The sequence below is a fragment of the Streptomyces poonensis genome (assembly GCF_014650915.1).
GTDB classification, from domain to species: Bacteria; Actinomycetota; Actinomycetes; order Streptomycetales; family Streptomycetaceae; genus Streptomyces; species Streptomyces poonensis.
The window spans coordinates 39,647-52,866 of sequence record NZ_BMVW01000012.1 but is presented as its reverse complement, the minus strand read 5'-3'; the positions used below and the strand labels follow the sequence as shown (position 1 = coordinate 52,866).

Below are 13,220 nucleotides of genomic sequence, written 5' to 3'. Positions count from 1 at the left end.
TGCGGCGCTTCCGGGGACGGCGGCTGCGTCGGGGAGGGCTCAGCCGGCGGCGAGACCCTGCTCGTCGGGGAAGTACCGCATGGGCAGGTACGACATGCCCTGCATCAGGTTGGAGTGGATGCGGTGTGGCTCGCCGGTGATCTCGAAGCCGGTGCTGAAGGTGCGCAGGGCGTCGAGCATCTCCTTGACCTCCACCCGGGCCAGGTAGGCGCCGATGCAGAAGTGCGGACCGTAGCCGAAAGTGATGTGCTTGTTGGGGGTGCGGGCCAGGTCGAGGGTGTACGGGTCGGGGAAGACCGTCTCGTCGCGATTGGCCGACATCTGCCAGAGGGTGACGATGTCGCCCTTCTTGATCTGCTCGCCGTGCAGTTCGAAGTCGGTGGTGGCGTGCCGGCCGAAGTTCATGGCCGGCGTCGCCCAGCGCAGCATCTCCTCGGTGGCGGTCTCCAGGTCCACCTCGTGGTCGCGCAGGCGCCGCCACTCGCCGGGTTCGCTGCTCAGCGCGTGAAGCGCCTCGATCATGGACAGGCGGCTGGTCTCGTCGCCACCCAGGATCAGGCTGTAGCAGTTGAAGACGATGTCCTGGTCGGTCAGCGGCACCCCGTTGATGTCGCTCCGGGTGAGCGTGGAGATCACGTCGTCCTGCGGGTTCTCACGCCGCTCGGCCACCAGGTCGCTGAAGTAGAGCAGGATCTCGTTGCGCGCCAGGAACGCCTCCTCGGGCGCCTGGTCCGCCTCGTCGGAGCTGAGGCACGACTTGGTCAGCTTCAGCAGGTACGGATGGTCGGAGACCGGGATACCGAGCAGACCGCCGACGGTGGTCATCGGGATCACGGAGGCGACGTCGGCCGCGAAGTCGCCCTCACCGCGGCGGATCGCCTCGGCCATCAGCCGGCGGGTGTTCTCCCGCACGATGCCCGCGACCTTGGCCAGGGCACGCGGCGAGAACGCTTTGAGCATCACGTTGCGCAGGTCCTTGTGACGGCGGCCGTCCGTCACGGCGAGCATCTGCCCCGCGGCCGAGTCACCGCCCGCCAGCAGCGTCACCAGGACGTTGCCCTTCTCGGAGGTGAGCCGTTTGTTGTCGCGGAACAGCGCCTGGACGTCCGGATACCTGCTGACCACCCAGAAACCGCGCCGGTCCGCTGTCTCAGGGTGCCAGAACACGGGATGGTCCGTACGCAGCCGCCGCCAGTAGGCCGCCATGTCGTTTTCCAGATACGTCTTCGGGTTCACCAGATCAAGCGAAGCCGGACCGGCGGGATTCTCCCGCTGGATTTCCGTGGTCTGCACGCTCATGTCTCCACCGTTTCTCGCATCATGCGGGTCGTCGCCTGACCGGCGGGCGGCCGCGTCATTTGATTTCCCGGAGCTTTTCGTTGAGGACGCGGCCGATCTCGGCGGCCGATTCCGGATGCAGCATGTGCGGGTGGCTGCAGCCGATCACCCGGTGCTCGAGGCGTCCCGTGACGAAGGGCCGCCACCGTTCGGCGCGGGCGGCCAGTTCCGAGGCCGGCACGGACTTGTCCTCCTCGGCCACCAGCACGAGCAGGTCCCCGTTGTGGCGGGCGGGCTCATAGGTCTCGAACAGGCGTCGGTTGTGGGCGAATGCCGCTGCCAGCGCGGCAATGTTCCCGGCGTCGAGGCTGGCGAGGACGGACTGCCGGGCGCGCAGCATGGTGACGACCTCGTCGTGGTCCAGCGGCCCGTCGCCCAGCGCGTCGACGTCGTAGCCGACGTGGTCGAGCATCATCCGCAGGGCGTCCTGCTCGTCCGGCGTCCGGTCGGGGCGCGGCAGGCTGTGATCGAGGGGGTACTCGTCGAGGTTGACGAGCAGGGCGACCTCCTCACCCTGAGCCTGCAGCAGGACCGCCATCGCGTGGATGACCTGCCCACCGAACGACCAGCCGAGCAGTACGTAGGGGCCCGCAGGCTGCACGGTTCGGATCTGCTCGACGTAGTCGGCCGCCATCTCCTCCAGCGTCGCGGGAATCTCGCCGGTGCCGTCGATGCCCCGTGCCTGCAGGCCGTAGACCGGGTGCTCGGGGTTCACGTGGCGCAGCAGCGAGGCGTAGTTCCAGCTCAGGCCACCCGCGGCGTGCACGCAGAACACGGGGGTGCGCGTGCCCTGGGCGCGCAGCGGGAGCAGCACCTCCAGGGAGTTCTGGTCGTCCGCGCCGCCGAGACGCTCGGCCAGCTCCGCGACGGTCGGTGAGGTCAGCACCGTGCGGATGTTGAGCTGCGCGCCGAACACGGAGCGGATCCGGTGCGCGAGGTTCATCGCCATGATGCTGTCCCCGCCGAGGTCGAAGAAGCTGTCGTGGACTCCCACCACGTCCAGCCCGAGCACCTCGCGGAACAGACCGCACAGGATCTCCTCCTGGGGGTCGCGCGGTCCCGCCCAGTCCCGAGGGTTGAAGTCCGGGGCGGGCAGCGCTCTGCGCTCCACCTTGCCGTTGGCGTTGAGCGGGATCTCCGCCAGCGTCATGAACGCGGCGGGGACCATGTAGTCCGGTACGGCCGCGGAGAGACGCTCGCGCACGGCTGCCACATCGAGCGCACCGCCCGCCGCGGCCACCAGGTAGGCGACCAGACGGCGCCCGGTTCCGCTGTCGTCACGGAGGACGACGACGGCCTGGCCGACGGCGGGGTCGGCGGTCAAGCGGGCCTCGATCTCGCCGAGTTCGACACGGTAGCCGCGTACCTTCACCTGGTCGTCCACGCGACCCAGGTAGTGCAGGTCGCCGTCGGCGCTCCAGCGGGCCAGGTCGCCCGTGCGGTAGAGGCGGGTGCCCGGAGCGCCGAACGGATCGGCGACGAAGCGGGACGCGGTGAGCCCCGGCCTGCCGAGGTAGCCACGGGCCAGCTGGTCGCCGCCGATGTACAGCTCTCCCGTGCAGCCGATCGGAACGGGCCGCAACCGTGCGTCCAGCACGTAGAGCCGGGTGTTGGGCGTGGGCCGGCCGATCGGGACGGCGCCCGCGGGGGCCGGGTCGCCCGGCTCCAGCCGGTGCACCGCACAGCCCACGGTGGCCTCGGTCGGTCCGTACTCGTTCACGACGGCCACATCCGGATGGGCGGCGCGCCACTCGTCCAGTGTTTCGCCCAGCAGCTGCTCGCCGCCGATGACCAGTTCGCGGCTGGGGGAGTTCTCCCGGTCCGAGCCGGTCAGCAGCGCCAGATGGGAGGGGGTGGCCTTCAGGAACGGCGGCCGCAGGCGGCCCTCGTCCGGCTGCTCCAACTCGGCGATGTGCACGCAGCCGCCGCTCACCAGAGGCCCGAACAACGAGGTCACCGCCATGTCGAAGGAGACGGGCGAGTGCAGCAGGGCTCGCTCCGCGAGCGACGGCCAGGCGTCGACGGCCTGGTCGGTGTACTGCGCGAGGGAGCGGTGCTCGATCACGACGCCCTTCGGCCGCCCCGTCGAACCCGACGTGTAGATGACGTACGCCGGACTCTTGGGATGTGGGCGACAGCCGCTGCCCGCCACGGGCGCGTTGCCGTCCGCCACGTCGTCCCGCTGGTCGAGCAGCAGCACCGGGGCAGGGGTCGACGGCAGCGTGGACGCGATGTCGGAGCGGGTCAGCACGAGCACCGGCGCGGCGTCGCGGAGCACGTACTCCAGCCGGTCGCCGGGATCGGCCGGATCGACGGGCAGATAGCCGCCCCCCGCCTTCAGGACCGCCAACGCGGCGGTCACCAGGTCGGCCGAGCGAGGCAACGCCAGTGCCACCAGCCGCTCGGGGCCGACCCCGGCGGCGGCCAGCTCACCGGCGAGCCGGTCGGCGGCGGCGTTCAGCGTGGCGTAGTCGACCTCCTCACCGCCCGCGAGCCGCAGGGCGGGGGCGTCCGGCGTGCGGGCCGCCTGCGCCTCGAAGCGCTCGGGGACGAGCAGTTCCGGGGTGGGCGCCGCCGTGGCGTTGAAGCCGCCCAGCAGGGTTTCCCGCTCCTCGGCCGACAGCAGGTCGAGGTGGTCGAGCCGCTGTCCGGGCGCGTCGATCAGGGCGTGGAACGCCCGCTCGACGCGTTGGGCGATGGCCTGCACGGCGTCCCGGTCGAACAGGTCGGTGCGGTAGCTGAAGCGCAGCCGCAGGGTGCGGCCGGGCATGGCGACCAGGCTGATCGGATAGTGGTTGGCGTCCGAGCCGTAGCCGACGACGATCCGCAGCCCGTCCTCTCCCCCGGGCGCCCCGTCACCGCCCACGGGGAAGTTCTCCGTGACGACGATCGTGTCGAACAACTGGTCCGAGTCGACGAGACGCAGGATGTCCTGGAGCCCGAGGTAGTGGTGGTCCATGACGGAGGTCTGCTGCCGCTGCACCTTCTCCAGCAGAGCGGCCCAGGTGTCGCCCGGGGCGAGCCGGACGCGCGCCGGGACGGTGTTGATGAACAGACCGACCATCGTCTCGACGCCGGGCAGGTCGGCGGGGCGTCCGGAGACGGTCGCGCCGAAGACCACGTCGTCGCGGCCGGTGAGCCCGCCGAGGACCACCCCCCAGACCGCCTGGACAGCGGTGTTGAAGGTGACGCCGTGATGGCTGACCAGCTTCGTCAGCTCCGCCACCGTCGTCTCGGGCAGCTCGACGAGCAGGTCGCCGGGAAGGTCTCCGCTCGTGCCACCACTGTCGGCGGCGACCAGTGTCGCTCCGTCCACCCCGCTCAGGACCTCGCGCCACGCCTCGCGGGCCTCCTGCTTGTCCTGCCTGCCGAGCCACTCCAGGTAGTCCCGGTAGGGCGTCAGCTCCGGGAGGACGGACTCGTCTCCGCCTGCCTCGTACAGCGCGAACAGCTCGCGGACCAGCAGTGGACCCGACCAGCCGTCCAGCAGCAGATGGTGGTTGGTCATCAGGAACCGGACCAGGGCGTCGCCCATGCGCACCAGCGTGAAGCGCAGCAGCGGCGGACGCTCGGGGTCGAACCTGCGCACCCGGTCCTCGTCCATCAGCGCATCCAGCCGCGCGGCCCGCTCCGCCTCCGGCAGGTGCGTGAAGTCCAGCTCGACCCAGGGCAGTTCGAGGTCACCGAAGACGACCTGTACCGGGCGGCTGAGGCCCTGCTGGAGGAAGCCGGCCCGTAGGTTGGCATGACGCCGCAGCAGAGTGGCCGCGGCGGCACGCAACCGGTCGGTGTCCAGCTCGCCGGCTATGTCGATGCCCAGCTGCACCGTGTAGATGTCCGGCTGGTCCTCGTCGAGCTGGGCGTGGAAGAGCAGACCCTCCTGCATCGGGGTGAGCGGCAGGATGTCCTCCAGCCCGGTCGACGCGGCGGACTCCACGGCGTCGATCTCCTGCTGCGTCAGCGGGACCAGCGTCAGATCCGAGGGGCTGTAGCCGCCCGATTCGGGGCGCTCGACGTGGACGACGAGCGCCGAGAGCGCGGTGAGCCAGTTCTCGCCGAGCTCGCGGATCTCCTCCTCGCCGAACAGCTCCCCCGCCCAGGTCACGTCCACGATGAGGCGCGGTCCGTCCGGCAGGTCCTGCGTCATGGCGTTGACGTCGATGGCATGGGCCATCGGACGATCCGGGTCGCTCCCGCCGTCGAGGTCGAAGCCCTCAGGCGCCGGCCCCCAGTCGGCCGCCCCCGTCTGACCGGCATCGTCCGCCGCTCCGGCGAACCTGCCCAGGTAGTTGAAGCTGACCTGAGGCCCGGGGAGCTGTGCGAGCGCCGCCGAGGTCTGCGGATTGAGGTAGCGCAGCAGGCCGTAGCCGAGGCCCTTGTCGGGCAGGGCACGCAGCTGCTCCTTGATCCGCTTGAGCACGTCCCCGACGACACGGCCTCCGGAACGGAACTCCTCCCAGTCGTACGTGCCGGGATCCAGGCGTATCGGGAACAGGCTGGTGAACCAGCCGACGGTCCGGGAGAGGTCGACATCGTCATGGAGCTCCTCGCGGCCGTGTCCCTCCATGTTGACCAGCACCGGCCCGTCACCGCGGTCGCGCCCGGCACGCCACCGGTCCACGGCGACCGAGAACGCGGTGAGCAGCACGTCGTTCATCCGGGCGTGGAACGCCGCGGGCACCGTGGTGAGCAGGGCCGCGGTCTGCTCGGCGGGCAGCTCCAGGACAACCCGCCTGGTCGTCGACGTCAGGTCGCGCGCCCGGTCCAGGGGCCGGTCGGTGAGAGCCGGGCCGGGGTCGGAGAGGGCATCCAGCCAGTACGGCAGTTCCTCGATCCGCTCCGGCCGTTGCGCGTCGTCGGTGAGCAACTGCGCCCACTCCCGGAACGACGTGCCCACGGGGTCCAGCCGCGGTGTGCCACCGTCGGCCGACTCGGCCCACGCCTGCTGCAGGTCAGGCATCAGGATGCGCCAGGAGACGCCGTCGACGACCAGGTGGTGGACGGTGAGCAGCAGCCGGCCCGAGGCATCGGGGCCCGCGTCGAACCAGACGGCCTGGAGCATCACCCCGGCCTCCGGGTCGAGCCGGTCCCAGGCGCCGCGCGTCTCCCGTGCCATCCGCTCCCGGACGCCCTCGGCGTCCAGACCGGACAGGTCGACGCGGCGCAGGCAATCGGCGGCGCGGACCGCTCCGCGCTCGGGGACCTGAAGGCTCCACACCACTCCGCCGGTGCGGATCAGCCGCATGCGCAGCGCGTCATGGTGGTCGAGGACGGCCTGGAGGGCGGCCTCGATGCGCGGCGCACCGAGGCCGGCCGGCACCACGATCATGTTGGTCTGGCTGAACCGGTCGGCCCGCCCGCCCCGCTCACGCATCCAGTGGATGATCGGCGTCAGCGGCAGGGTGCCGACGCCCGCGGCGGCCGATTCCGCCCCGGCGGGGGCCGGCGCGGTGGGCCCGGTCGCCGCGCCCTGGTCGGCGGTGGCCTTGGCCAGGCCCGCCACCGTCTTGTGCTCGAACACGTCTCGCGGGGTGATTCTGATGCCCGCGTTGCGTGCCTTGCGAACCAGCTGGATCGACATGATGCTGTCGCCGCCGGTGTCGAAGAAGCTGTCGTGGACGCCGACGGTCTCCAGACCGAGGACCTCGGCGAACAGCGAGCACAGCAGCTCCTCGTGGGCGCTGCGGGGCTCTTCGGACTCGACGGCGGCCCCGTATCCCGGCTCGGGAAGGGCCTTGCGGTCGGTCTTGCCGTTCGGGGTGAGCGGCAGCGCGTCGAGCACGACCACCGCCGCGGGCACCATGTACTCCGGCAGCTCGGCGGCGAGCAGCGCCCGCAGGTCCGCGCCGTGCAGGGGAGCGGCGCCGGCCTTGCCGACCACGTAGGCCACGAGACGCCGGTCGCCGGGGCGGTCCTCGCGGACCAGCACCTCGGCCTGGGCGACGGTCGGCCGACGCAGCAGTGCGGAGCGGACCTCGCCCAGCTCGATGCGGAAGCCGTGCAGCTTGATCTGCTCGTCGGCGCGGCCGAGGAACCGGAGCACGCCGTCGCGTGTCCACCGGGCGATGTCACCGGTACGGTACATGCGGGAGCCAGGAGCGCCGAACGGGTCGGCGACGAAGCGTTCGGCGCTCAGGCCGGGACGCCCCAGGTAGCCGCGGGCCAGGCCCTCGCCGCTGACGTAGAGGTCCCCGGAGGCGCCCGGCGGGACCTCGCGCAGCGCCGCGTCCAGGACGTACACCCGGCTGTTGGGCACGGGGGTGCCCATGGGTGGCTCGACGGCGCCGGCCAGCGGGGCGCTGATGGTCGCGCAGACGGTGGTCTCGGTGGGACCGTAGGCGTTCACCATGCGACGGCCCGCGGACCAGCGGGCCGCGAGCTCAGCGGGCGTGGCCTCTCCCGCGACGAGCAGGGTCATCCCGGCGGGCAGTTCGTCGTCGGCGAGTACTCCGAGCGCGGCGGGCGGGATGGTCGCCTGGGTGACGCGTTGCTCGGCGAGGAGCGTCGCGAGCGGGGCCCCCGGGTCCAGGCGGGCGGGCGGGGCCAGTACCAGCGTCGCGCCGGAGAGCAGTGCCTTGCACAGTTCGGCGAAGGCGGCGTCGAAGCTCGGGGACGCGAACTGCAGGACGCGGCTGCCGGGGCCGAGGCCGAGGGCCTCGACGTAGCCGGTGAGCAGCGAGCCGAAGCCGGAGTGGGGTACGACGACCCCCTTGGGCCGGCCGGTGGAACCGGAGGTGTAGATGACGTACGCCGGGTTGCGCGGGTCGAGCGTGACCTCGGGGGCTGTCGCGGGCGCCGCGTCGACGCGGGCGGCGGTGGTCTCGTCGTCGAGGACGAGGACGGTGGCCGTCCCGGTGTCCGGCAGGGTTGCGGCGATCTCCCCGGTGGTGACGATCAACGCCGGTGCGGCGTCCGAGAGCATGTACGCGATGCGCTCGGCCGGGTAGGCGGGGTCGACCGGCAGATAGGCCGCGCCCGCCTTGTGCGTGGCGAGGACGGCGGCGGGCCAGTCGGCGGAACGGGGCAGGGCCAAGGCGACGAACCGTTCGGGGCGGGCGCCTTCCGCGCGCAGGACATGGGCGATCTGGTTGGCCCTGCGGTCGAGTTCCGCGTAGCTCAGCTCGACCCCCTGGTAGGCGACCGCGGGGTCGTCGGGAGCTGTGGCGACGCGGTGGGCGAACAGCTCGGGGAAGGTGCCCCGGGGGACGTCGCGCGTGGTGTCGTTGGCCGTCGCGAGCAGGGCCCGCTCGTCGTCCGTGAGCAGCGTGATGTCCTTGACGCGCAGGTCCGGGTCGGCCGCCACGCGTTCCAGCAGGTGCAGCAGGCGGCCGAAGAGGGCCTCGACGGTCTGTCGGTCGAACAGGTCGAGCCGGAAGTCGATCAGAGCGCGCAGGCCCTCGGGGCTGCCGTCGGCCGCGGTCCGCTCGTTGATGGTGAACGCCAGGTCGAACTGGGTGGCGTTGACGGGCACCGGGTACGCCTGGGCGTCGATGCCGGCGATGCCGACGGAGGCGCCGGCCGAGGCCTCGACGTTCTGCACGTTGAGCCAGACCTGGAACAGCGGGTGCCAGGACAAGGAGCGCTCGGGGTTGAGCAGCTCCACCAGCCGCTCGAAGGGCACCTCCTGGTGTGCGTACGCGGCGAGGTTGAACTCCCGCACTCTGCCCAGGAGTTCGCGGAAGGTCGGGTCTCCCGAGGTGTCGGTGCGCAGCACCAGGGTGTTGGCGAAGAACCCGACCATCGCTTCCAGCGCCTGGTCGTTGCGTCCGGCGATCGGGGATCCCAGCGGGATGTCGTCGCCCGCGCCCAGCGCGGACAGCAGCGACGCCAGACCGGCCTGCAGCACCATGAACAGGCTCGTCTCGGTCTTGCGGGCGACGCCGGTCAGCGCCTGGTGAAGCCGGGCGTCCACATCCACGACCACTGTCTGCGCCGCGTAGTCCGCCTCGGGCGGCCGGGGCCGGTCGGTGGGCAGCGCCAGGACGTCGGGCGCACCGGCCAGACGCTGCTGCCAGAAGTCGAGCTGCTTGCTGACCAGGCTCTCGGGGTCGCTCTCCTCCCCCAGCACCCGGTAGTTCCACATCGTGTAGTCGGCGTACTGCGCCGGCAGCGGCTCCCAGTCCGGAGCCCGGCCCGCCGCCCTGGCCTCGTAGGCCGCGGTGAGATCGGTGGCGAACGGGCCCGCCGACCAGCCGTCGCCCGCGATGTGATGCAGCAGGATGAGCAGGAGGTTGTCGTCCGGGGCGATCCGCAGCATCGACACGCGCAGCGGGGTCTCGGTCGACAGGTCGAAGTCACGCGCCGCGTGCTCGGCGATCACCGCGTCCAGGTCCTGCTCCGCGACGTCGCTGACCACCAGCTCGGTCGCGCCCTCCTCGGGGGAGAGAACGAGCTGCCGGGCCACGCCGTCGCCCTCCAGGAAGACGGTGCGCAGCACCTCGTGGCGGGACGACACGTCCCGTACGGCGGCGCGCAGGGCGTCCACGTCGAAGGGGCCGCGCAGCCGCAGGCCCAGGCTGATGTTGTGGGCGGCGGCGCCGTGCTCGAAGCGGTTGAGGAACCAGAGCCTGCGCTGGGCGTAGGAGAGCGGGATGTGCTCCGGGCGCTCCACGGGCACCACCGGCGGGCGGGCGTCGTCGGCGCCCCGCAGCCTGGCCGCCAGCTCGGCGACGGTGGGCGCCTCCCACAGCAGGCGCAGCGGGAGTTCGACCGAGAAGGCGACACGTATCCGGCTGACGAGCCGGGTGGCGTGCAGGGAGTGCCCGCCCAGGTCGAAGAAGTCGTCGTGGACGCCGACCGAGGGCAGGTCGAGGATCTCCGCGAACAGCCCGCACAGGATCTCCTCCTGCGGGGTGCGGGGACCGGCGGTCGCGGTGGACAGGGCGGTGAAGTCCGGGGCGGGAAGTGCCTTGCGGTCGGTCTTTCCGTTCGGGGTGAGCGGCAGCTTGTCCAGGGTGACGAAGGCGGCGGGCACCATGTACTCGGGGAGCCGGGCGCCGACGCCCTCGCGCAGCACGGGCACCGACACCTTCGCGCCGGGCGCGGCGACGACGTAGGCGACCAGGCGCTTCTCGCCCGCCGTGTCCTCGCGCGCCACGACGGCGGCCTGAGCGACCTCGGGCAGTTCGCAGAGGACGCTCTCGATCTCGCCGAGCTCGATACGGAAGCCGCGCACCTTCACCTGGTCGTCGGTGCGGCCCGCGAACTCCAGGTCGCCGGTCGAGGTCCAGCGCGCCACGTCGCCGGTGCGGTACATCCGGGCGCCGGGGGCGCCGAACGGACAGGCGACGAACCGCTCGGAGGTCAGATCGGGGCGGCCGAAGTAGCCTCGTGCCAGGCCGTCGCCCGCGAGGTAGAGGTCGCCGGGGACGCCGGGCGGCACAGGGGAGAGCCCGCCGTCCAGCACGTACACCTGAGTGTTGGCGATGGGCTTGCCGATGACCGGCGGACCGTCCACCTCGTGGAGGCGGGCGGCGGTGGACCAGATCGTCGTCTCGGTCGGGCCGTAGACGTTGGTCACCTGCTCGGCCAGCTCGGTGAGCCGGTTCGCTAGTCCCGCGGGGAGGGCCTCACCACCGACGAGCACCCGCAGGCCGGCGAGCGCTTCGGGGCGCTGGGCGACGAGCGCCTGCCACAGCGTGGGGGTGGCCTGCATGAGGGTGGCGCCGGTGTTCTTCACAAGCTCGGCGAGGCGCGGGATGTCGATGACCTCGTCCCGGGTGGCCAGGACGACGCTCGCGCCGGCGACGAGGGGGACGTACAGCTCCAGGCCCGCGATGTCGAAAGCGATGGTCGTGACGGCGGCGAGCCGGTCGCCCGGCCGCACCTCGAACCGCTTGCGCATGTCCTCGACGAAGTTGGTGAGGTTGTCGCGGGTGACGACCACCCCCTTGGGCTTGCCGGTCGAGCCGGAGGTATAGATCGTGTACGCCGGATGGCCCCCCGGTACCGCCACCGGCTCCAGGGGAGCGCCGGACAGCGCGGCCAGCCGGTCGCACACCTCGGGGGCGTCGAGCAGCACACGCGCGACACCCTCGGTGGCGGGAACCGAGGTGACGGTGGAGTCGGTGACGACGACGGCGGGCGAGGCGTCCTCGACGATGTACTGAACGCGCTCGGCCGGGTACTCGGGGTCGAGCGGGATGTACGCGCCGCCCGTCCTGCCGACCGCGAGCAGCGTCGCCACCAGGTCGGCGCCGCGTGGCAGGGCCACGGCGACGCGTGCCTCCGGGCCCGCACCGAGCTCTGTGAGCAGCCGGGCGATGCGGTTGACGCGGTCGTCCAGCCGGCCGTACGTCAGCTCGGTGCCGTCCACGACGAGCGCGGTGGCGTCCGGGTCGGTGGCGACGGCCGCGGCGAACTGCTCGGGCACGGACGCGGCGGGGACCGCGGCGGCCGTGTCGTTCCAGTCCGCGAGGACGGTCCGCAGCCGCCGGGGCGAGAGGGCCTCGGTGCGGCTGACCGGCAGCGAGGCGTCGGCCTCGATCTGCTCCAGGACGCGGCAGAAGGTGTCCAGCAGCTCCTGGGCGCGTCCCCGGTCGTAGAGGTCGGGCCGGTAGCCCAGCCGCAGGCGCAGGGTGGGCCCGGGCGTCGGGAACAGCGTGACCGGATAGTGCGTGGCGTCCTGGCCGGTGACGTCGGTGATGCGCGGGCCCTCGGTCTGCTCGACCATCCCCTCGGAGTCGAGGGGGTAGTTCTCGAACACGACCAGCGTGTCGAAGAGTTCTCCGCTGACCTTCGTCGTCTCCTGCACGGCGGACAGCGGCAGGTGGTGGTGGTCCAGGAGTGCGGTCTGCTGCCGCTGGACCGCGCTGAGCAGCTCCGCCCAGGACGCGCCGTGGTCGATGCGGACGCGTACCGGAAGAGTGTTGATGAACAGGCCGACCATCGACTCGACACCCGCGATCTCCGCGGGGCGCCCGGACACGGTCGCGCCGAACACCACGTCGGTGCGGCCGGTCAGTCTGCCGAGCAGCACACCCCAGGCCCCCTGCACCACGGTGTTGAGGGTGACACCGAGGCGGCGTGCCACGTCGCCCAGGCGGCGGGTGAGGTCTTCGGGTACCTCGCCGACCAGATCCTGAGGCGGGACGGCGGTGCTCGGGTCGGCGTCGGGCACCAGCAGCGTCGCGGAGTCGACGCCGTCGAGCGCCGCACGCCACGCCTCCGTGGCGGCATCCTTGTCCTGCTGCCTCAGCCAGGCGAGGTAGGTGCGGTACGGGGTGACGGCAGGGAGGGACGTGTCCTCGCCGCCCGCGCGGTAGTGCTGGAACAGCTCCTGCATGACCAGCGGTGACGACCAGCCGTCGAGCAGGATGTGGTGCCCGGTCACCAACAGCCAGAAAGCGTCGGGAGCGACACGGATCGCGGCCAGGCGCAGCAACGGCGGGTTGGCCATGTCGAAGCGCTCCGCGCGGTCGTGCGCGGCGTACTCCTTCACCCTGGCCAGCTGCTCGTCGGCCGGACTCTCACTGAAGTCCAGCACGTTCAGCGGGAGTTCGACGTCACGCAGGATCACCTGCACCGGCTCCCCGCTCTTGCGGGTACGGAAGCCGGCGCGCAGGTTGGCATGCCTGCGCATGAGCGTCGTGGCGGCGGCGCGCAGTGCCGTGAAGTCGACGGGACCCTCGATGCGGACGGCCAACTGCACCGTATAGACGTCCAGTGAGTCCTCGGAGTACTGCGCGTGGAAGAGCAGCCCCTCCTGGAGCGGCGACAAGGGCAGAAGGTCCTCGATGCGTGACGGCTTCACTGCACATGCTCCCTGAGCTTCTTCGAGGTGCGGTAGGAATTGAAGGTCTGGTCGGGTCGGCCGGGCGGCGCAGGCCACACGCCGGCTGTCAAGCCCCGCCACTCGGGCACGCCTGATCACTCCCTCGGAC

Annotated in this window: 2 protein-coding genes; both read right to left on the bottom strand. The window is 71.7% G+C overall.

Going from position 1 to position 13,220, the window contains the following annotated elements; translation table 11 throughout:
* Positions 1-39: 39 nt before the first annotated feature.
* Positions 40-1,299 (bottom strand): cytochrome P450, encoded by a 1,260-nt coding sequence (locus tag IE242_RS25510; RefSeq protein ID WP_189863145.1) that lies wholly within the window; start codon positions 1,297-1,299, stop codon positions 40-42.
* A 55-nt stretch (positions 1,300-1,354) separates the two neighbouring features.
* Positions 1,355-13,090, bottom strand: coding sequence for a non-ribosomal peptide synthetase (locus IE242_RS25505; RefSeq protein ID WP_189863143.1), 11,736 nt, complete (start codon positions 13,088-13,090; stop codon positions 1,355-1,357).
* Positions 13,091-13,220: the final 130 nt, after the last annotated feature.

Bases quoted from the DNA above. Each gene is read 5' to 3' on its own strand.
- IE242_RS25510 (WP_189863145.1), bottom strand. From the start codon at position 1,299: ATGAGCGTGCAGACCACGGAAATCCAGCGGGAGAATCCCGCCGGTCCG.